The organism is Plantibacter flavus (assembly GCF_051487245.1).
GTDB classification, from domain to species: Bacteria; Actinomycetota; Actinomycetes; order Actinomycetales; family Microbacteriaceae; genus Plantibacter; species Plantibacter flavus_B.
This window is the reverse complement of record NZ_JAHVDH010000001.1, coordinates 533,614-553,277: the sequence shown is the minus strand read 5'-3', so window position 1 is coordinate 553,277 and position 19,664 is coordinate 533,614. Positions and strand designations below refer to the sequence as shown.

Here is a 19,664-nt window from a genome sequence, read left to right as displayed (position 1 = left end):
TACGATGGACGGAGGTGAGCCGGGAAGTCTGGTCGGCACTGACCTCGACGACCCACCGCGCACCGCTTCACTGCTGCGCGCAGACCAGGAGCCCCATGAGCATCGTTCGATCCGAACGCGTCGCCGCCGTCCTACTGCTGCTCGCAGCCGTGGCAGGCCTCATCCTCGCGAACAGCCCCCTCGCAAAAGGCGCCTTCGCGGTGCAGAGCGCCCATCTCGCCGTCCCCGGCACCCCGATCGACCTCTCGATCGGACACTGGATCAGCGACGGCCTACTCGCGATCTTCTTCTTCGTCGCCGCGATCGAGCTGAAACACGAACTCGTCGCTGGCGATCTGGACACCGTGTCGAAAGCGATCCGCCCGGCGATCGCCGCCGTCGGCGGCGTCGTCGTCCCATCCGTCATCTTCCTGCTCATCACGAACGGTTCGGGGTTCGAACGCGGCTGGCCGATTCCCACCGCCACCGACATCGCGTTCGCGCTCGGCGTGCTCGCGGTGTTCGGCAAGGGACTTCCGACGAGCCTCCGGACCTTCCTCCTCGCGCTGGCGATCCTCGACGACATCATCGCGATCATCATCATCGCCGTCTTCTTCACCGAGCAGCCGCAGCTCCTCCTGCTCGTCGCGGCCGCGGTCGTCGTCGTCGCCTTCGGTCTCATGAGCCGCCTCCTCGGCGGTCGGTGGAGGGTTCCCGCCGCCATCGTCATGGTCGTGCTGGCACTCGTCGCCTGGGGTCTCGTGTCGCAGTCCGGGGTGCATGCGACGATCGCCGGCGTGGGCCTCGGCCTCGCCATGCGCCACAAACCGGCCATGCGACTCCGGCATCGACTCGAGCCCTTCACGAACGGCTTCGTGCTGCCGGTGTTCGCCCTCTCAGCGGCCCTCGTCGCGATCCCGCAGTTGCCGATCTCCGAGCTCAGCGCGCCGTTCTGGGCGATCCTCGTCGCTCTGCCCGTCGGCAAGATCATCGGTATCGGCCTCGGTGGCTGGATCTCGACGTTCGTCGGGCCGAAGGGCTCGAAGCCGAGCATCTCCCTGCACACCCTGCTCGCGGCGGGGTCCCTCGGCGGCATCGGCTTCACCGTCTCGCTGCTGATGAACGAACTCGCCTTCGCCGGCACCCCGGAGATCCGAGACGAGGGCACGCTCGCCGTCCTCCTCGGGTCAGGCATCTCCATCGTGCTCGCCGGGATCTTCGTGAGCACGCTCGCATCGAAGTACCGACGCGAGCGCGCTGCGAAGCGGGTCGAGACCTCCTAGCCGACGGGTTCCGCCAGGAACCGACGGGTGCCGTCGGCGATCTCGACCGACTTCGTGTGATGCAGGTAGTGGTCCGCGTCGAACGTGACGACCTCACCGCGATCGACGCTCGCAGCCTGCTCCTCGTGCAACGGCAACCAGCCGCGCACGGTCGGGTTGTCGGCCTGGACGAACAGCAGCACCGGGAGGTCCGGCGGGAACACCTTGTCGGCGGCGTCGGCGAAGTTCGCCTGGATGCGCGACATCTCGTCGGAGTACGTCGCGCTCGACGTGTTCCGCAACGAGATCATCCCGAGCTGCTCGCGCATCGTCTCGCTGTACGGCAGGTCGGCGTACGGATCCGGGCCGAGTGCGGTCACGAGACGGGTGATCCCGAGCGTCTTCGCGACGCGCAGCGCGTCGACCGGGAGGTCGGCGTCCATGCCCGGCTGGCCGGGGACGCTGCTGTCGATCCCGACGAACGCGGTGACCTCGTCACGGTACCGCTCGACGTAGTCGAGCGCGTAGATGCCCGCGATCGAGTGACCCATGAGCACGTAGCGGTCGACGCCGAGGCCGGCCAGCGCCTCATGGACCTCGGAGACGATGTTCTCGGTGGTGCGCGGTACGTCGGTCTCGTCGCTCAGACCGTAGCCGAAGGGCTCGACGGCCACGACCCGGTGGTCGACGGAGAGCTCGTCGATGAGCGGTGAGAAGTCGAGCGCCGGCGAGCCGGTACCGAAGCCCGGGAGGAGGACGATCGTCTCCTCCCCCTGCCCGGCGACGAGCACGTTCATCCGTTTGCCGTCCACGGTGACGCGTTGCCCGTACGGTTCGATGCGTGCGGCCTCCGAGCTGGTGGCGACGGCGTTCACGACGGTCGTGGTGAGGAGACCGGCGAGGACGAGCGCGACGAGCGCCGCGACACCGGTGAGGACAAAGCGGAGGAACTTCTTCATCCTGCAACGCTAGGGAGCCGAACGCCCGCTCGGATCGGCCCCGGGTACCGACGATGTCGTCCCCGAGGCCCATCCTGCAACGGTCGTCTAGGCCGACGGGGCCTCCGGCAGCGGGTAGATCGCGGTGAGGAACTGCTGCACCCAGGCGATGAGGTCGGCGTCTGCCAACGGCTCATCGCCCACGCGCGGCATGGGCACGATCACGGCGTTCGTCTGTGCGAGGTACTTCGCACCCGGGTACATCCGCCGCAGGCGGGTCTGGATCGAGTCCGGGAGGTCTGCCGGGGTCACCCGCAGGTTGGGACCGACCGCGATGAGATCGCTGAGCCCGGAGCGCTGTGCACGCTGACGCAGCCGCGACACGGCGATGAGCGTCCTCACCTGTGCCGGTGGCTCGCCGTAACGGTCTGCGAGCTCGTCGATGACCAGGTCGATCTGGCCGTCCTTCGCGTTCGGGCCGGACGCTGCGGACAGCTTCTGGTAGGCCTCGAGCCGGAGTCGCTCGCTGTCGACGTACTCCTCCGGGATGTGGGCGTCGACCGGGAGCTCGAGACGGAGCTCGGTCTGACCGTCGGCGACGTCACCACGGAAGGTCGACACGGCCTCGCCGATCATGCGCAGGTAGAGGTCGAATCCGACACCCGCGATGTGGCCCGCCTGCTCGCCACCCAGCATGTTGCCGGCGCCACGGATCTCGAGGTCCTTCAACGCCACCTGCATGCCGCTGCCGAGCTCGTTGTTCGCAGCGATCGTCGACAGGCGGTCGTGCGCGGTCTCGGACAACGGCTTGTGCTCGTCGTACAGGAAGTACGCGTACGCGCGCTCACGGCCACGACCGACGCGGCCACGCAGCTGGTGCAGCTGGCTGAGCCCGTACTTGTCCGCCCGGTCGATGATGATCGTGTTCGCGTTCGAGATGTCGAGGCCGGTCTCGATGATCGTCGTGCAGACGAGCACGTCGAACCGGCGCTCCCAGAAGTCGACGACGACCTGTTCGAGTGCGGCCTCCCCCAGCTGTCCGTGGGCGATCGCGATGCGGGCCTCTGGCACGAGCTCCGCGAGATCGGCAGCGACGCGACTGATCGAGGAGACCCGATTGTGCACGAAGAAGATCTGCCCCTCGCGCAGGAGTTCGCGTCGGATCGCCGCGGACACCTGCTTGGGGTTGTAGGGGCCGACGAACGAGAGGATCGGGTGACGGTCCTCCGGCGGGGTCGCGAGCGTCGACATCTCACGGATGCCGGTGACCGCCATCTCCAGGGTGCGCGGAATCGGCGTCGCGCTCATCGCGAGGATGTCGACGTTGGTCTTGAGCTTTTTCAGGGCGTCCTTGTGCTCGACACCGAACCGCTGTTCCTCGTCGATGATGACCAGACCGAGGTCTTTGAACTGCACCTTGTCGGTGAGCAGACGGTGGGTGCCGATGATGACGTCGACCGTGCCGTCGGCGAGTCCGGCGAGCGCCTCCCGCGCCTCCTTGTCGGTCTGGAACCGGCTGAGCGGGCGCAGGTGCACCGGGAAGCCCGCGAACCGCTCCTGGAACGTCTCGAAGTGCTGCTTCACCAGCAGTGTCGTCGGAACGAGCATCGCGACCTGCTTGCCGTCCTGCACGGCTTTGAACGCGGCCCGCACCGCGACCTCGGTCTTGCCGAAGCCGACGTCGCCCGAGAGCAGTCGGTCCATCGGGATCTCGCGCTCCATGTCGGCCTTGACCTCGTCGATCGTCTGCAACTGGTCGGGCGTCTCGGCGAAGGGGAACGCCTCCTCGAGCTCTCGCTGCCACGGGGTGTCCGGCCCGAAGGCGTACCCCTTCGACGCCATGCGTGCCGAGTAGAGCTTCACGAGCTCGACCGCGATGTCACGGACGGCCTTCCGGGCCTTGCTCTTCGCCTGCGACCAGTCGCTGCCGCCCATCTTGCTGAGCTGCGGCGCCTCGCCGCCCACATAGCGGGTGAGGAGGTCGAGCTGATCGGTGGGGACGAGCAGCTTGTCGCCCGGGTACCCGCGCTTGGACGGTGCGTACTCGATGACGAGGTACTCGCGTGTGCTCTTCACGGCATTCCGCCCGCCGCTCGACACCTCGCGCTGGGTCATCTCGACGAACTTGCCGATGCCGTGCGTCTGGTGCACGACGAAGTCGCCGGAGCGCAGTTGCATGGGGTCGACGACGTTCTTTCGCCGGGTGGCGAGCTTCTTGACGAGCCGGGAGTCGTAGCCGGCCGTGCGCCCGTAGAACTCCGTCTCACTGAGGAGCGCCAGCTGCGACTCGGCAAGTTCGAAGCCCGCCTCGACGTCCGCCTGCAGGAGGTACGCGACGCCGGTCTCGGGAGTGGCGGGCAGTTCCTCGACGATCCGCGCGGCGATCTCGTGTTCCGCGAGGACGTCCGCGGCGCGCTCGACGAGGCCGACGCCGCGGGCGGCGACGACGACGGTCCAGCCGGCGCGCACCCGCTCGGCGACGTGCGCGATCGCGCCTTCGACGTTGCCGTGGAAGCTCGGCACGGCCTCCCCCGCCACGTTGACGGTGAGGAGTTCGTCGAGCTCCAGGTGCTCCGGCAGGGTCTCGACATCCGGGCCCTGTCGGAACCCGCTGAGTGTCCACCACGGGTGGTCGGGCGCCGGCGCCCCCGGCGCGCTGAACCTGACCGAGTCCTTGAGTGCACCGAGCGGCATGAAGTCGCCCGATGCGAGGTCGATCGGGGCGTTGGCGCCGACGGTCGCCGCGCTCCAGGCCGCCGCCAGGAACTCCCGGTTGGTCTCCGCGAGGCTGATCGAACGGGTGACGACCCGCTCGGGCGACATGACGGCGACCGCCGCGCCGTCCGGCAGGTAGTGGGTGATGGGCACGAGGCGGTCGACGAGCGCGGGCGTCAGCGACTCCATGCCCTCGACCGAGATCCCCTCGGCGATCTTCTCGAGGATCCCCGCGAGGCTCGGGAACTCGTGCTGCATCTCCGCTGCCCGCTGGCGGACCGCCGGGCTGAGCAGGAGCTCACGACTCGGTGGCAGGCTCACCGACGCGACGGGGTCCGGGAGGGAGCGCTGATCGGCCACCGAGAAGGCGCGGATGCCGTCGACCTCGTCGCCGAAGAACTCGACCCGGTACGGGTGGTCGGCGACGGGCGGGAAGACGTCGAGGATGCCGCCGCGCAGCGCGAACTCGCCACGCCGGGACACCATGTCCACGCGCGTGTAGGCGAGCTCGACGAGCTGGAGCGCGATGGCCGCGAGGTCGTGCCCGCGGCCACCCTGGACGAGCTCGATCGGCGCCGTGTCGGTGAGGTTGTCGGCGACGGGTTGCAGCGCGGCGCGCACCGATGCGACCAGGAGGAAGGGGTGTTCCCCGGTCCACGTCGAGAGCCGGCGCAGCGCCTCGAGGCGTCGCCCGACGATCTCGGCACTCGGACTCAACCGCTCGTGCGGCAGGGTCTCCCAGGCCGGGAACTCGACGATCTCGGCGCCCGGCATGAGGTCGGCGAGCGCCGAACGCAGCTTCTCCGAGTCGCGGCCCGTCGGCGTGACCACGAGCGCCGCAGTCGACCCACCGGAGCGCCCGCGTTCGTCGATGAGGGCCGCGAGGAGCGGCGCCCGTAGCCCGTCGATCACCGAGAAGTCGGCGCTCTTGCTCGCGTACGCGAGGGCGTCGTCGATCGTCGTGGCGCGCCGAAGCGCGTGAGTCAAACCCTGAAGCGTCACCGGGACAGCCTACGCGGGTCCACCGACACGAACGACCGTCTCCCCTGGAGGCAGGCCGGATCGCTGACAATCGACTGCGGACGGCACGCCGCAGGCGCTCGTTCGACGATCGAGGCGACATGATTGAGCCATGAGCGCCGAGCCCAGGATCGAGACGGACACCAGCGTGGCACACGGGTTCGTGCTGCCCCCACTCCGTCATCCGGTGCGCACCATCGGCGGTCACACCTTCGACTTCTCGCGACGGGTCGCCGTGATGGCGATCATCAACCGCACCCCGGACTCGTTCTTCGACCAGGGCGCGACGTTCGCGCTCGACCGCGCTGTGGACGCCGCCGTCGCCGCAGCCGAGCAGGGAGCGGACTGGGTCGACATCGGCGGCGCGAAGTTCGCCCCCGGCCCCGAGATCCCGGCGTCGGAGGAGATCGACCGAGTCCTGCCCGTCGTCGAGGCGCTCGCCGCCCGCAGCGACGTCGTCATCTCCGTCGACACGTTCCGTCCGGAGGTCGCCGCGGCATGCATCGCCGCCGGAGCGTCCGTCGTGAACGACACGACGGGCATCCACGACCCGGCCCTCGCAGACGTCGTCGCCGACAGCGAGGCGACCCTCGTCATCACCCACAGCCTCGCGGAGCCGCGCCGTCCGCATCCTCGACCGCACTACGACGACGTGGCCCGAGAGGTCGCAGACTTCCTCGCCGCCCGCGTGGAGTTCGCCGTGTCGCGCGGCATCCCCGAGGACCGCATCATCGTCGATCCGGGCCACGACCTCAACAAGAACACCGTGCAGACGCTCGAGCTGACCCGGAACCTCGCGGCGATCACGGCCCTCGGCCTGCCGACCCTCGCCGCCGTCTCGAACAAGGACTTCATCGGCGAATCGCTCGGTCGCCCGAAGAACGACCGTCTCGAGGGCTCACTCGTGGCTGCGACCGCGTGCATCCTCCTCGGTGCCCGCATCGTCCGGATGCACGCCGTCCCCGAGTCGATCGCCGCCGTCCGGATGACCGAGGCGATCCTGGGCTTCCGCGAGCCGATCGACCCCGTCCACAACCTCTGACCACCGCACCCCGCATCCCAGGAGCCCGCATGTCGATCCCGACCATCACGAGCCTCGTCCCGGCCACGTCGGAACCCCTGACGCTCGACGCGGTCATCGACGCCTACACCGTGCCGGACCGCGCAGCGACGACCGTCCGGGTGAACTTCGTCACGAGCCTCGACGGCGGGGCCACGGTCGACGGCGTCTCGGGCGGGCTCGGCCGGCCGGCGGACAAGACGGTGTTCGACGTCCTTCGCCGTTTGAGCGACGTCGTCCTCGTCGGCGCGGGCACGGTGCGTGACGAGGGCTACGGCCCGATGCGGCTCGAGGTCGAGGCTGCAGCCTGGCGTGACGACCATGGGCTCCCGCTCCACCCGGTGTTCGCGCTCGTGTCGGGTTCGCTCGACCTCGACCCGCAGTCGGAGGTCTTCACCGCGGCACCGGTCCGGCCGCTCGTCCTCACGACGACGCGGGCCGACCCAGCGAGACGTGCTGCGCTCGACGTCGTCGCCGAGGTGATCGACTGCGGAGACGAGCACGTCGACCCGCGGCAGGCGATCGCCGCGCTCGAGTCACGTGGCCTGCACCAGATCCTCTGCGAGGGCGGACCGAGCGTCTTCGGCTCGTTCATCGCCGCAGACGCAGTCGACGAGCTGTGCTTGACCATCAGCCCGCGGCTGGTCGGTGGGGACAGTCGACGCATCGCTGCCGGCCCCGTCTCGGACACGCCCCGCGACCTGCGACTGCAGCACCTGCTGCGCTCGGAGGAGCTCCTGCTCTCGCGCTACGTCCGGAGCTGACCGCCGCGCGCGACGCGACATCCCTCCTCAGGCGCCGTGGAACCTCGTCTGCGCAGCCAGGAGCCCGTCGTTGACGAGGATCTCCACGGCGTCGGCACCGTCGGAGATCAGCATCGGGAGCTGCTCGCGTTCCGGCCCCGCGAAGTCGCGGAGGACGAAGTCGGCGGCGTCCTGCCGTCCGGGCGGGCGCCCGACACCGATGCGGACACGGAGGAAGTCGGGGGTCTTCATCGCTGAGGCGATGTCGCGGATGCCGTTGTGACCTCCGTGCCCACCTCCCTGCTTCAACTTGATGGTGTCGAAGGGGATGTCGAGCTCGTCGTGCACCGCGATGATGTGGTCGGGCTCGACGGAGAAGAACTGGGCGAGTGCGGCCGTCGGCCCACCCGAGAGGTTCATGTAGCTGTTGGGTTTCGCGAGGATGAGCTTCGGTCCGCCGGGCACGAGGCGTCCCTCAGCGACGCGGGCGTTGCCCTTGTGCGACTTGAACGTCGCGCCGATCCGCTTGGCGAGTTCGTCGAGCACCATCTGCCCGACGTTGTGCCGGTTGCGCGCGTACTGCTCCCCCGGATTGCCGAGTCCGATGATGAGCCACGTGTCTGCAGCCATGCCGCCTTCCTGACCGTCTGAATCGGTCCGACCGAGCGCGTCGGTCTGCGCGGGCCTCTCGCCCTGCGTGCTGTCGTCGTGGTCGGTTCCCGGCCTGCCGCGAAGCGAGGCGAGGAAACGAACGAACCTGCCGTCTGCCATGCTCCGAGACTATCGGGCAGGCGGACGGCAGGTCCGGGTGAAGCGCTGTGACTACTCGGCGGCCTCGGCTGCGGTCTCCTCAGCGGCAGCCTCAGCTGCCTCGGTCTCCTCGTCGACCGGTGCGGCCGGCGTGGTGACGGCGACGATGAGGACATCGGCGTCGGTGATGAGCGAAGCACCCTTCGGCAGCTCGAGGTCGCCGGCGAGGATCTGAGCGCCCTCCTCCAGGCCCTCGACGCTGACGGTGACGCGCTCGGGGATGTGGGTCGCCTCGACCTCGAGGCTGACCGTGGTGGCGTCCTGGTTGAGGATCGTGCCGGCGGCGGACTCGCCCTCGATGTGCACGGGGATGTTCACTTCGACCTTCTCGCCCTTCTTGACGACGATGAGGTCGAGGTGCTCGATGATCTGGCGCACGGGGTCCTTCTGGACGTCCTTGACGAGCGCGAGCTGCTGCTTGCCGGCGATGTCGAGCTCGAGGACCGCGTTGGACTTGCGGAGGATGAGCAGCATCTGGTGGCCGGGCAGCGAGACGTGCACGGGGTCGGTGCCGTGGCCGTAGAGCACGGCGGGGATCTTGCCGAGGGCGCGGAGCTTGCGGGCAGCGCCCTTGCCGAACGATTCGCGGAGTTCCGCGCTGACCTTCAGGTCATCTGACATGGTGTTCTCCTCACGGGTCTTGCACCCGATTGGTCGTGCCGCGGCGACGCGCGGCGGAATGGATGAGTCAACTCGAACGCGTATCTGCGTGAGGAAAAGCCGGGGCCAGACCACCGCGTCGATCACGGAAGCCACCTGGGTGCTTCCCTCGCCGAAGTTCAGTGGGAGAGTCTACCGCACCACGCCGAGGCCCGCGACCGCGTCGTCCACGACCTGGTCGACGGTGGCGTCGATGTCCACGACGAACCCCGGTTCGTCCGCGTCGAGCTCCTCGAGGAGCGCGAACTGCGAGTCGAGGAGCGAGGCCGGCATGAAGTGGTCCGTCCGGCCCTCCATCCGCAGCCCGAGCACCTCGCGGGTGCCGTGCAGGAGCACGAAACGGACTCCGGGCGCCTCGGCGAGGATCGCGTCGCGGTACGCGCGCTTCAGTGCGGAGCAGGCCATCACGAGGCCGGTGTCGGAGGCGTCGGCGAGCGCCTTCCCGACGAGGGCGAGCCACGGCCAGCGATCGGCGTCCTCGAGCGGCGTCCCGGCCGCCATCTTGCGGACGTTCTCCAGCGGGTGCAGGTCGTCCGCGTCGGCGAACGGGATGCCGAGCCGATCGGCGATGAGGACGCCCGTCGTGCTCTTGCCGGAACCGGACACCCCCATGACGACGACGAGTGGTCCACCCATACCGGTTCCTCCGAGTTCTGTCGCGGGGCCGTTCCCGCCCGACACAGAGGACCCTACCGGACGCGATCGGCATCGCCCGCGCGGCATACGACGGACGCTACGCTGGACGGGAGCTCCGCATCACCCGCGCGGACCGCACCGCCCGGCAGGAGCACAGCCCGCCGGCACGCCGCTCGATCCGCACATCTCCGCGATCCGCCGGCACCGATCCGCTGAGCGCGGAAACCGCGCAGAGATGCCGACTTCCCGGGCGCAGACGCGAGACGCCTTGCTACGGTTGAAGGCGTGCAGGACCCTCACTGGAGCCGCTTCGGCGGGTACCCGCCGAGGATCGCATCGGACGATGCCGAGCGGATGCTCGACCTTTCCCGCACCACCCACCTCTGAAGGAGAACCACATGGTGAACACCGCTTCCGCGAGTGCCAACATCGGCGTCGTCGGCCTGGCCGTCATGGGCAGCAACCTCGCACGGAACCTGGCGAGCCGAGAGGGCAACACGGTCGCCGTGTACAACCGCTCCCCTGAACGCACCGAACTGCTCGTGTCCGAGCACCCCGAGGCGGGCTTCGTGGCCTCGAAGACGATCGAGGAGTTCGCCGCGTCGCTGTCCAAGCCGCGCACCGCGATCATCATGGTGCAGGCCGGCAAGGGCACCGACGCCGTCATCGAGCAGCTGACCCAGGTCTTCGAGCCGGGCGACATCATCGTCGACGGCGGCAACGCGCTGTTCACCGACACGATCCGACGCGAGAAGGCCGTTCGCGAGACCGGCATCAACTTCGTCGGCGCCGGCATCTCCGGTGGCGAGGAGGGCGCGCTCAAGGGCCCGTCGATCATGCCCGGTGGCTCCGCAGAAGCGTGGGAGACCCTTGGCCCGATCCTCAAGTCCATCGCGGCCGTCGCCGAGGGCGAGCCCTGCGTCACCCACGTCGGCACCGACGGCGCCGGGCACTTCGTCAAGATGATCCACAACGGCATCGAATACGCCGACATGCAGCTGATCGCCGAGGCCTACGACCTCATCCGCCGCGGCACGGGCAAGTCGCCCGCGGAGATCGCCGAGATCTTCGCCGAGTGGAACCGCGGCACGCTCGAGAGCTACCTCATCGAGATCACCGCGGAGGTCCTCAAGCAGGTCGACGCGAAGACTGGCCAGCCGCTCGTCGACGTCATCCTCGACCAGGCCGGCGCCAAGGGCACCGGCGCCTGGACCGTCCAGACCGCGCTCGACCTCGGCATCCCGGTCTCCGGCATCGCCGAGGCCGTGTTCGCCCGCTCGCTGTCGTCCAAGCCCGCCCAGCGTGCTGCGGCCCGCGAGCTCGCCGGTCCCTCCGAGGAGTGGACCGTCGCCGACCCCGAGCAGTTCGTCGAAGACGTCCGTCAGGCGCTCTACGCGTCGAAGATCATCGCGTACTCGCAGGGCTTCGACGAGATCGTCGCCGGTGCCGAGCAGTACGGCTGGGACATCAAGAAGGGTGAGATCGCGAAGATCTGGCGTGGCGGCTGCATCATCCGCGCCCAGTTCCTCAACCGCATCACCGAGGCGTATGACGAGAACCCCGAGCTGGTCGCGCTCGTGACGGCCCCCTACTTCAGCGACGCCGTCGCCGAAGCGCAGGACAGCTGGCGTCGGGTCGTCGTCGCGGCCGCCCAGGCCGGGATCCCCTCCCCCGCGTTCTCCTCGTCGCTGTCGTACTACGACGGCCTCCGCGCCGAGCGTCTGCCTGCAGCGCTCGTGCAGGGTCAGCGCGACTTCTTCGGAGCGCACACCTACAAGCGCGTCGACCTCGACGGCACGTTCCACACGCTGTGGTCCGGAGACCGCAGCGAGGTCGAGCAGGAGGGCTCGAGCCACTAGCCCGCACGCTCCCGTGACGCCAGAACGCCCGGTCCGATTCGGACCGGGCGTTCTGCGTACTGGCGTGCAGGTGACGGGCTACGCGGCGCCGTCGAACATGCTCGTGACGGATCCGTCGTCGAAGACCTCGTGGATCGCGCGCGCGATCAGCGGAGCGATCGAGAGGACCGTGAGCTTCTCGAAGCGCTTGGACTCCTCGAGCGGCAGCGTGTCGGTGACGACGACCTGGTCGATGGCCTCGCTCTGGAGGAGCTCGACTGCCGGGTCCGAGAAGACCGCGTGGGTCGCCGCGACGACGACGCCGATGGCACCGGCCTTCTTGAGCGCCTCGGCCGCCTTGACGATGGTGCGACCGGTGTCGATGAGGTCGTCCACCAGGAGGCAGACGCGACCCTCGACCTGACCGACGATCTCGTGGACGCTGACCTGGTTCGGGACGAGCGGGTCGCGACGCTTGTGAATGATCGCGAGCGGGGCACCGAGCTTGTCGCTCCAGATGTCGGCGACGCGGACGCGGCCCATGTCGGGCGAGACGACCGTCAGCGTCGACGGGTCGAGCTTCGCGCGGAAGTGCTCGAGGAGCACCGGCATGGCGAACAGGTGGTCGACCGGGCCGTCGAAGAAGCCCTGGATCTGTGCGGCGTGGAGGTCGACCGACATGATGCGGTCGGCTCCGGCGGCCTTGAAGAGGTCGGCGACGAGACGGGCCGAGATCGGCTCCCGGCCGCGACCCTTCTTGTCCTGTCGGGCGTAGGGGTAGAACGGGGCGACCACGGTGATGCGCTTCGCACTCGCTCGCTTCGCGGCGTCGACCATGATGAGCTGCTCCATGAGCCACTCGTTGATGGGTGCGGTGTGCGACTGGATGACGAAGACGTCGGTGCCGCGGATGCTCTCGTCGTAGCGCGCATAGATCTCGCCGTTGGCGAAGGTCCGTGCGTCGGTGGGGAGGAGCTCCGAATCGAGCTCTGCGGCGATCGCCTCAGCGAGCTCCGGGTGCGCTCGTCCGGAGACGAGAACCAGCTGCTTCTTGTTGTCCGCCGTGATGCCTGACACAGACCCTGCCTTCCGCCGGATGTCTCCGGCCTCACTCAGGAGTCGACGTTACCAGCCGCAGCCGGGTCCCCAGACACGGGTTCCGCTGCAGCCGCTGCAGCAGCTGCGGCAGCGGTGCCGGGACGCTTCTGCTCGACCCATCCCTCGACGTTGCGCTGCTGCGCCACGCTGAGCGCCAGAGCACCCGCAGGGACGTTCTTCCGGATGACGGCGCCGGCACCGGAGTAGGCGCCGTCACCGACGCTCACGGGGGCGACGAGCGTGTTGTGAGCGCCCGTCCGGACGTGCGAACCGATCGTCGTTCGGTGCTTGTTCACGCCGTCATAGTTCGAGGTGATCGTCCCGGCACCGACGTTCGACTCGACGCCGACCTCGGTGTCACCGATGTAGCTCAGATGCGGCACCTTGCTGCCGTCGCCGATCTGAGCGTTCTTCGTCTCCACGAACGTGCCGATCTTGCCTCGCGCACCGAGCACGGTACCGGGCCGGAGGTAGGCGAACGGTCCGACCTCGGCACCGGCGCCGATGACCGCGAGTGTCGCGTCAGTGCGCTTCACCCGGGCACCAGCGCCCACCTCCGTGTCCACCAGCGTCGTGTCGGGGCCGATCGTCGCACCGGACTCCACGACGGTCGCTCCGAGGATCTGGGTTCCGGGGAGCAGGGTGACGTCGGGGTTCAGGCGCGCCTTGATGTCGATCCACGTGGTCGCCGGGTCCTGCACCGTGACACCGGCAAGCTGCCAGGCGCGGACGAGGAGGGCGTTGAGCTTGGCCGCCGCCGCGCTCAGCTGCGCACGGTCGTTGATGCCCTCGACGAGCCAGGAGTCGCTCACCGGCAGCGCGGAGACCTCGGAGCCCGCACGACGCAGCAGGCCGATGACGTCCGTCAGGTACTTCTCGCCCTGGGCGTTGTCGGTCGTGACCTCGGCGAGAGCGTCGCGCAGCTGACCGACCCCGAAGAGGTAGACGCCGGCGTTGATCTCACCGACGGCACGCTCGGCGTCGTTCGCGTCCTTCTGCTCGACGATGTAGTCGAGCGCCCCTGAGTCGGTGCGGATGATCCGTCCGTACCCGGTCGCGTCGTCGGGCATCGCGGAGAGGATCGTCGCGGCGACGTCGTGCGTGCGGTGGCGCTCGATGAGCGTCTGGAGCGTCGCAGCGTTCAGGAGCGGCACATCCCCGTTGACGACGAGGACGTCGCCCGCGAAGTCCGCGGGCAGCGCCGCGAGCGCCTGCTCGACGGCACGACCGGTGCCGGGGACCTCGTCCTGGTCGACGATCGTCGCACCGGGCAGCTCGACCTCGATCGCCTCCACCAGGCGGTCGCGCTCGTGGCGGACGACGGCGATGACGTGCGCGGCATCGAGCGAGCGAGCGGTCGCGAGGACGTGACCCACGATCGGCACACCACCCAAGGGGTGCAGCAGTTTCGGCGTCGCCGACTTCATACGGGTGCCCTGGCCAGCGGCCAGGATGATGATGGCCAGACGGTCGTCGGTCACGATGGTTCCCCCTCGGTCCGGGCGCTCGCCCGTCGGTGATCGGTCGCTCCGCCACCAGGATTCGAACCTGGACCGAACAGCTCCAAAGGCTGCCGTGCTGCCGTTACACTATGGCGGACCACCACCCGGAGACCGAGCAGCGTCGTCAATTCTGCCATGAATGCGCGCACTCCGAATCGACGCGCTTCCTCGATGAGACGCGCTTCCTCGATAATGGGTGGATGCCAGCAAGCACCGACGAAGTCGACCGCATCGTCGACGCCTGGAACCGCGAGCGTCCGGACCTCGACTTCTCGCCGCTCCAGGTCCTCTCCCGGGTCGCGCGGCTGTCCAGGCACCTCGATCGTGCACGTCGTGCCGCCTTCACCCGCTCCAACCTCGAGCCGTGGGAGTTCGACGTCCTCGCCGCGCTCCGCCGGGCGGGCTCGCCCTACCGACTCAGCCCGAAGGCCCTCCTCCAGCAGACGCTCGTCTCCAGCGGCACGATGACCAACCGCATCGACCGGCTCGTCGAACGGGGCCTCGTCGAACGCCAGGGCGACCCCAATGACGGCCGAGGCATCCTCGTCCAGATGACGAACGCCGGGCTCAACACCGTCGACGCCGCCATCACCCGACTCGTCGACGCCGAAGCCGATCTGCTCGGCGGTCTGAGTTCGACGGAGCAGGCGCGCCTCACCGTGCTCCTGCGCAAACTCAGCCTCGACTTCGACTGAGTTCCCTGCGACCGGTCGGACCCGACCGCCGAACTCGTCGAGGCGCTAGCGGCGCAGTACCTTGCGTGCCAACCAGTTGCCCGCGAACTGGATCACCTGCACGAGGATGATGATGAGGATCACCGCGGCCCAGGTGACGACCGGCTCGAACTGCCGGAAGCCCCATTGGATCGCGAATGCGCCAAGCCCGCCTCCGCCGACGAAGCCGGCGAGCGCGGACATGTCGACGAGCACGACGAACACGAAGGTGTAGCCGAGGATCAGTGGCCCGAGCGCTTCCGGCACCACGATGCGGAAGATCGTCCTGAGGCGGCTCGCACCGGCTGCTCGCGACGCCTCGATGACGCCCGGCGAGACGGTCAGCAGGTTCTGCTCGACGATCCGACTGATGCCGAACGATGCCCCGAGCGAGACGATGAAGATGAACGCCGCGTCGTTGATCCCGGAGCCGATGACGAGCCGCGCCAACGGCTGGGCCGCGGCGATGAAGATCACGAACGGGATCGGCCGGAAGATGTTGACCAGCACGTTGAGGATGCCGAACACCAGGCGGTTCTGCAGGATGCTCCCCGTGCGGGTGACGTAGAGGCCGAGTCCGATGACGAAGCCGCCGAACCCACCGAAGAGCAGCGAGAAGACGACGAGGTTGATCGTCTCACCGAAGGCTTCGAAGAGCTTCGGGAGGAGTGGGATGAGCGTGTCCATCAGCGGGCCTCCGTCACGGTGGCGCGTTCGGCGACGCCGGTCAGGGCACGGTCGATGGCCGCGTCATCGCCGCGCAGGGCGAGGGTCAGGTGTCCGAAGGCCCGACCGCGGATGTCGTTGATCCCGCCGTAGACGAGTTCGAAGGCCACTCCCGCCTCCGCGAGGGTGAGGAAGACGCCCGCCTGGTCGACGTCGCCGTCGCGGAAGGACAGGGTGACGATGCGCCCCTCGTGCCGCTCCTTGAGCACCGCGAGCTCTGCCGGTGACGGCACGCCCTTGATGACCGTGGACACGAACTTCCGGGAAGCGGCGTGCTGCGGGGCGGAGAAGACCTCGAAGACCTCTCCCTGCTCGATGACCTTGCCGTTCTCCATCACAGCGACCTTCGTCGCGAGGGTCTGGATGACGTCCATCTCGTGGGTGATGACCACGATGGTGACGCCGAAGTCCTCATTGACGCGCTTCAGCAGCGAGAGGACCTCCTGCGTCGTCTCAGGGTCGAGGGCGCTCGTCGCTTCGTCGGCGAGGAGGATGCGTGGAGACGTCGCGAGCGCGCGGGCGATGCCGACACGCTGCTTCTGACCGCCCGACAGCTGGTCGGGGTAGCTGTTCGCCTTGTCGGTCAGGCCGACGAAGTCGAGGAGCTCCGCCACGCGGGCCTGGCGCTCCGCCTTCGGCGTGCCGGCGACCTCGAGCGGGTAGGAGATGTTCCGCTTCACCGTCTTCGAGTTGAAGAGGTTGAACTGCTGGAAGATCATGCCGATGCCGAGGCGGAGTTCCCGAAGCTTCGATTCGGGCAGCGACGTGATCTCGGTGCCATCGACGACGATGGAACCGGATGTCGCAGGCTCGAGCGCGTTGATGAGCCGCACGAGCGTGGACTTGCCGGCACCCGAGTAGCCGATGATGCCGTAGACGTCACCGGCTTCGATGTCGAGGTCGACCCCGTCGATCGCACTGATCGGAGGGGCTCCCTTCTGGGGCGAGGGGTAGCACTTGGCGACGTCTCGCAGGCTGACCAGGGGCATCGGGCTCCTCAGCGGATCGGGGGGTCGAGGCGTCCGCCCGGGATCGGCGCGGACGGAGCGGACGGAGCGGAAACGCCGATGCGTTCCTGCGGGCGACGAACAGCCTCCCACAGGAACGCACCGGTTCGGGAATCAACCCTGCGCAGCGACGTCCTTCTGGACCTTCGCGAGCGACTTGACGAGGTCGGCGACCGGCGTCTTCACGGGCACCGCGGTTCCACCGGACTTCTCGACGACGCCGTCGATGACCGACTGCGTGTCCTGGTAGATCGAGACGAGCTTCTTGTACGTCTCGTTGTCGGCGTCCTCGGCCTTGGCGGCGAAGATGTTGACGTAGGGCAGCGCGTTCGGGTCGGACGGGTCGTCCTGGGCGATCGCGTCGGAGGCCTTGAGACCGGCCGGCTCGACGAAGTCGTTGTTGATGATCGCGGCGGCGACATCGGGCAGCGACGTCGGGGTCAGGGAGGCTTCGAGCGTGGTCACCTGCACCTTGGACTTCGAGGCGTCGATGTCGTCGACGGTCGAGAAGATGCTGCCGCCGTCCTTCAGCTCGACGAGCCCGGCGGACTGGAGCACGAGGAGCGAGCGGGCGAGGTTCGACTCGTCGTTCGGGATGGCGACGGTGTCGCCCTTCTTGATGTCGTCGACGCTCTTCACCTTGGTGGAGTACAGGCCGAGCGGGTAGATCGCCGTCGAGCCGACGGGCGTGAGGTCTTCGCCGGCGGACTCGTTGTACTGCGCGAGGTAGACGATGTGCTGGAACTGGTTGAGGTCGATCTCGCCCTCGGTCAGCGCCGGGTTCGGCTGCGTGTACTCGCCGAAGTCGACGATGTCGACGAAGATGCCCTCTTTCTCAGCAGCTTCCTTGTACGTCTCCCAGTACGGGTCGCTCGCGCCGACGACGCCGATCTTGACGGGGTTCGACTCGGTGCCCTTCTCGGCGGCGTCGGAACCCGCGCCGCTCGCGCAACCGGCCAGGAGGGCGATCGCGGGGATGATGGCCAGACCGGCCAGAAGCTTCTTGGAGAGTTTCATTGCTGTGAGTCCTCTTTCGGGTGGTGCGCGTCGGTGGACGCTGATTCGACGGTACGTCGGCCTACCAGAGATCACGAACCGTGACGTAACACTTCGGAACAGAGCGGCGGCTGACGGACGCAGAGCGCCGCGACCGACTACTCGACGAGCTCGGAGAGCTCCAGCCAGCGCACCTCGAGGTCGGCGATCTCCTCGTACATGGCCTGCACCTTCGCGCCGAGGGCCGTGAGCCCGGCGAAGTCGTTCTGGTCGTGGACGGCCACCTTCTCGTGCGTCTGCTCGATCTGGCCGTTGAGCTTGTGCAGCTTGCGGTCGATCGCCTTGATCTCCTGCTGGGCGTTGCGGAGCTCCGCTCCACTCAGCGCCGGGGTCTTCTTGGTCGCCCCGCCACCCGAGGCCGTCGGGCGGTCGTGCTCCTGTGAGCGGCTGCCGGCGGTCCCCGCGTTGAGCTTCAGGTACTGGTCGATGCCGCCCGGCAGGTGACGGAAGTGCCCGTCCATGATCGCGTACTGCTGGTCGGTGACGCGCTCGAGGAAGTACCGGTCGTGGGAGACGACGAGGAGGGTTCCGGGCCACGAGTCGAGGAGGTCCTCCATCGCGGCGAGCATGTCGGTGTCGAGGTCGTTGGTGGGCTCGTCGAGCACGAGGACGTTCGGCTCGTCGAGCAGGATGAGGAGCAGCTGCAGGCGGCGACGCTGGCCACCCGAGAGGTCCTTGACCGGCGTGGAGAGCTGGGCACTCGTGAAACCGAGGCGCTCGAGGAGCTGGCCTGGCGTCATCTCCTTGCCGCCGGCGACGTAGCTCGTCCGCTTCCGGCCGATGACGTCGCTCACGCGATCCTGTTCGAACTCGGCGAGCTCGTCGAGCTGCTGCGTGAGGGTGGCGACCTGCACGGTCTTGCCACGCTTCACACGCCCCTCGGTCGGCTCGACCTCACCGGTGACGAGTCCGAGGAGCGTGGACTTGCCGGCGCCGTTCACGCCGAGGATGCCGGTCCGCTCCCCCGGGGCGATCCGCCACTCGACGTCCTTGATGACCGTGCGGTCCCCGTAGGACACGGTGACGTCCAGGATGTCGACGACGTCCTTACCCAGCCTGGCGGTCGCCATCCCGGCCAGTTCGACCGTGTTCCTCACGGGCGGCTCGTCGGCGATGAGGGCGTTCGCGGCCTCGATGCGGAACTTCGGCTTCGCCGTGCGAGCCGGGGCGCCGCGGCGGAGCCACGCGAGCTCCTTCTTCATGAGGTTCTGACGCTTCGCCTCGCTGACGGCGGCCGAGCGGTCGCGCTCCACCCGTTGCAGCACATACGCGGCGTATCCGCCCTCGAAGGGCTCGACGATGCGGTCGTGGACCTCCCACGTGGCGGTGCAGATGGCGTCGAGGAACCAGCGGTCGTGGGTCACGACGAGGAGGCCGCCCGAGTTCTTCGACCAGCGCCGGTTGAGATGCTCGGCCAGCCAGGTGATGCCCTCGACGTCGAGGTGGTTGGTGGGCTCGTCGAGGAAGATGATGTCGTGGTCGCCCACGAGGAGCGCTGCGAGGGCGACCCGACGACGCTGGCCACCGCTCAGGTCACCGACGAGGGCGTCCCAGGCGATGTCGGAGGCGAGGCCGGAGATGACGTCGCGGACCTTCGGGTCGCCAGCCCACTCGTGCTCGTCGAGACCACCGACGATGGTCTGCCCGACGGTCTTGCCGTGGTCGAGCGTGTCCGACTGGTCGAGGACGCCGACGGTGACACCGTTCCGGACGGTCACGCGACCGGAGTCCGGTTCCTTGCGTCCTGCGAGCAGGCCGAGGAGCGTCGACTTGCCGTCGCCGTTCCGGCCGACGATGCCGATGCGGTCGCCCTCGTTCACCCCGATCGTGATGCCGTCGAAGACGACTTTGGTCGGGTATTCGAGATGGAGCGCTTCAGCGCCGAGAAGATGGGCCACCTG

16 protein-coding genes and 1 tRNA gene are annotated in these 19,664 nt (G+C 68.5%); 5 read left to right on the top strand and 12 right to left on the bottom strand.

Translation table 11 applies throughout. The annotated features are described in order from the left end of the window. Positions 1 to 95: 95 nt before the first annotated feature. Complete coding sequence (locus KXS11_RS02535) at positions 96 to 1,262, top strand: Na+/H+ antiporter NhaA (RefSeq protein ID WP_437383873.1); 1,167 nt, start codon at positions 96 to 98, stop codon at positions 1,260 to 1,262. Here KXS11_RS02535 and KXS11_RS02530 read toward each other — a convergent pair. Both KXS11_RS02530 and mfd read right to left on the bottom strand, forming a co-directional pair. Then, on the bottom strand, positions 1,259 to 2,200 hold the full coding sequence (locus tag KXS11_RS02530; protein ID WP_437383872.1) for an alpha/beta fold hydrolase: 942 nt from the start codon (positions 2,198 to 2,200) through the stop codon (positions 1,259 to 1,261). The genes KXS11_RS02535 and KXS11_RS02530 overlap by 4 nt on opposite strands. An 87-nt stretch (positions 2,201 to 2,287) precedes the next feature. After that, the gene (gene mfd / locus KXS11_RS02525) at positions 2,288 to 5,896 is read right to left on the bottom strand and encodes a transcription-repair coupling factor (RefSeq protein ID WP_437383871.1); all 3,609 of its coding nucleotides are present in this window, start codon (positions 5,894 to 5,896) and stop codon (positions 2,288 to 2,290) included. Positions 5,897 to 6,026: 130 nt separating this feature from the next. Between mfd and folP the strand changes: the two genes are divergently transcribed. Continuing rightward, complete coding sequence (gene folP, locus KXS11_RS02520; protein ID WP_437383870.1) at positions 6,027 to 6,956, top strand: dihydropteroate synthase; 930 nt, start codon at positions 6,027 to 6,029, stop codon at positions 6,954 to 6,956. Positions 6,957 to 6,985: 29 nt separating this feature from the next. After that, a complete protein-coding gene (locus KXS11_RS02515) occupies positions 6,986 to 7,738 on the top strand; it encodes a pyrimidine reductase family protein (protein WP_437383869.1) in 753 nt (250 codons plus the stop codon). A gap of 27 nt (positions 7,739 to 7,765) precedes the next feature. Here the strand turns inward: KXS11_RS02515 and pth are convergent, their stop codons facing one another. From pth to KXS11_RS02500, 3 genes are all read right to left on the bottom strand, one after another. Beyond that, the gene (gene pth, locus KXS11_RS02510; RefSeq protein ID WP_437383868.1) at positions 7,766 to 8,347 is read right to left on the bottom strand and encodes an aminoacyl-tRNA hydrolase; all 582 of its coding nucleotides are present in this window, start codon (positions 8,345 to 8,347) and stop codon (positions 7,766 to 7,768) included. A 192-nt stretch (positions 8,348 to 8,539) separates the two neighbouring features. Beyond that, a complete protein-coding gene (locus KXS11_RS02505) occupies positions 8,540 to 9,148 on the bottom strand; it encodes a 50S ribosomal protein L25/general stress protein Ctc (RefSeq protein WP_437383867.1) in 609 nt (202 codons plus the stop codon). 171 nt (positions 9,149 to 9,319) lie between these two features. After that, the gene (locus KXS11_RS02500) at positions 9,320 to 9,823 is read right to left on the bottom strand and encodes a gluconokinase (protein ID WP_437383866.1); all 504 of its coding nucleotides are present in this window, start codon (positions 9,821 to 9,823) and stop codon (positions 9,320 to 9,322) included. Between the two features lie 398 nt (positions 9,824 to 10,221). Here KXS11_RS02500 and gndA point away from each other — a divergent pair, with 398 nt between their 5' ends. Then, positions 10,222 to 11,682 carry an NADP-dependent phosphogluconate dehydrogenase gene (gene gndA / locus KXS11_RS02495; protein WP_437383865.1) on the top strand — a complete coding sequence of 487 codons (1,461 nt, stop codon included), beginning with the start codon at positions 10,222 to 10,224 and terminating at the stop codon, positions 11,680 to 11,682. Positions 11,683 to 11,760: 78 nt separating this feature from the next. Here gndA and KXS11_RS02490 read toward each other — a convergent pair whose 3' ends face one another. From KXS11_RS02490 to KXS11_RS02480, 3 genes are all read right to left on the bottom strand, one after another. Further along, positions 11,761 to 12,738 (bottom strand): ribose-phosphate diphosphokinase, encoded by a 978-nt coding sequence (locus KXS11_RS02490; RefSeq protein ID WP_437383864.1) that lies wholly within the window; start codon positions 12,736 to 12,738, stop codon positions 11,761 to 11,763. A 35-nt stretch (positions 12,739 to 12,773) separates the two neighbouring features. Then, positions 12,774 to 14,240, bottom strand: a complete 1,467-nt coding sequence (gene glmU, locus KXS11_RS02485) for a bifunctional UDP-N-acetylglucosamine diphosphorylase/glucosamine-1-phosphate N-acetyltransferase GlmU (protein ID WP_437383863.1) — start codon at positions 14,238 to 14,240, stop codon at positions 12,774 to 12,776. A gap of 46 nt (positions 14,241 to 14,286) precedes the next feature. Then, positions 14,287 to 14,358: transfer RNA gene (locus tag KXS11_RS02480), tRNA-Gln, on the bottom strand. Between the two features lie 103 nt (positions 14,359 to 14,461). Between KXS11_RS02480 and KXS11_RS02475 the strand changes: the two genes are divergently transcribed. After that, positions 14,462 to 14,956 carry a MarR family winged helix-turn-helix transcriptional regulator gene (locus KXS11_RS02475; protein WP_437383862.1) on the top strand — a complete coding sequence of 165 codons (495 nt, stop codon included), beginning with the start codon at positions 14,462 to 14,464 and terminating at the stop codon, positions 14,954 to 14,956. A gap of 45 nt (positions 14,957 to 15,001) precedes the next feature. On the opposite strand, the gene KXS11_RS02470 is transcribed toward KXS11_RS02475, so the two are convergent. The 4 genes from KXS11_RS02470 to KXS11_RS02455 form a co-directional block, all read right to left on the bottom strand. Beyond that, positions 15,002 to 15,661, bottom strand: a complete 660-nt coding sequence (locus KXS11_RS02470; protein ID WP_437383861.1) for a methionine ABC transporter permease — start codon at positions 15,659 to 15,661, stop codon at positions 15,002 to 15,004. Beyond that, entirely contained in the window at positions 15,661 to 16,689 is a 1,029-nt protein-coding gene (locus KXS11_RS02465; RefSeq protein ID WP_437383860.1) for a methionine ABC transporter ATP-binding protein, read from the bottom strand. The genes KXS11_RS02470 and KXS11_RS02465 overlap by 1 nt, the downstream gene beginning before the upstream one ends. A gap of 132 nt (positions 16,690 to 16,821) precedes the next feature. Next, on the bottom strand, positions 16,822 to 17,724 hold the full coding sequence (locus KXS11_RS02460) for a MetQ/NlpA family ABC transporter substrate-binding protein (protein ID WP_437383859.1): 903 nt from the start codon (positions 17,722 to 17,724) through the stop codon (positions 16,822 to 16,824). 137 nt (positions 17,725 to 17,861) lie between these two features. Next, entirely contained in the window at positions 17,862 to 19,661 is a 1,800-nt protein-coding gene (locus tag KXS11_RS02455; RefSeq protein WP_437383858.1) for an ABC-F family ATP-binding cassette domain-containing protein, read from the bottom strand. Positions 19,662 to 19,664: the final 3 nt, after the last annotated feature.

Excerpts from the sequence above, each read along its gene's own strand:
- folP (WP_437383870.1), top strand. The coding sequence starts at position 6,027 with ATGAGCGCCGAGCCCAGGATCGAGACGGACACCAGCGTGGCACACGGG.
- KXS11_RS02465 (WP_437383860.1), bottom strand. The coding sequence starts at position 16,689 with ATGCCCCTGGTCAGCCTGCGAGACGTCGCCAAGTGCTACCCCTCGCCC.
- KXS11_RS02505 (WP_437383867.1), bottom strand. The coding sequence starts at position 9,148 with ATGTCAGATGACCTGAAGGTCAGCGCGGAACTCCGCGAATCGTTCGGC.
- KXS11_RS02470 (WP_437383861.1), bottom strand. The coding sequence starts at position 15,661 with ATGGACACGCTCATCCCACTCCTCCCGAAGCTCTTCGAAGCCTTCGGT.
- gndA (WP_437383865.1), top strand. The coding sequence starts at position 10,222 with ATGGTGAACACCGCTTCCGCGAGTGCCAACATCGGCGTCGTCGGCCTG.
- KXS11_RS02515 (WP_437383869.1), top strand. The coding sequence starts at position 6,986 with ATGTCGATCCCGACCATCACGAGCCTCGTCCCGGCCACGTCGGAACCC.
- KXS11_RS02500 (WP_437383866.1), bottom strand. The coding sequence starts at position 9,823 with ATGGGTGGACCACTCGTCGTCGTCATGGGGGTGTCCGGTTCCGGCAAG.
- pth (WP_437383868.1), bottom strand. The coding sequence starts at position 8,347 with ATGGCTGCAGACACGTGGCTCATCATCGGACTCGGCAATCCGGGGGAG.
- KXS11_RS02530 (WP_437383872.1), bottom strand. The coding sequence starts at position 2,200 with ATGAAGAAGTTCCTCCGCTTTGTCCTCACCGGTGTCGCGGCGCTCGTC.
- KXS11_RS02460 (WP_437383859.1), bottom strand. The coding sequence starts at position 17,724 with ATGAAACTCTCCAAGAAGCTTCTGGCCGGTCTGGCCATCATCCCCGCG.
- KXS11_RS02475 (WP_437383862.1), top strand. The coding sequence starts at position 14,462 with ATGCCAGCAAGCACCGACGAAGTCGACCGCATCGTCGACGCCTGGAAC.
- KXS11_RS02535 (WP_437383873.1), top strand. The coding sequence starts at position 96 with ATGAGCATCGTTCGATCCGAACGCGTCGCCGCCGTCCTACTGCTGCTC.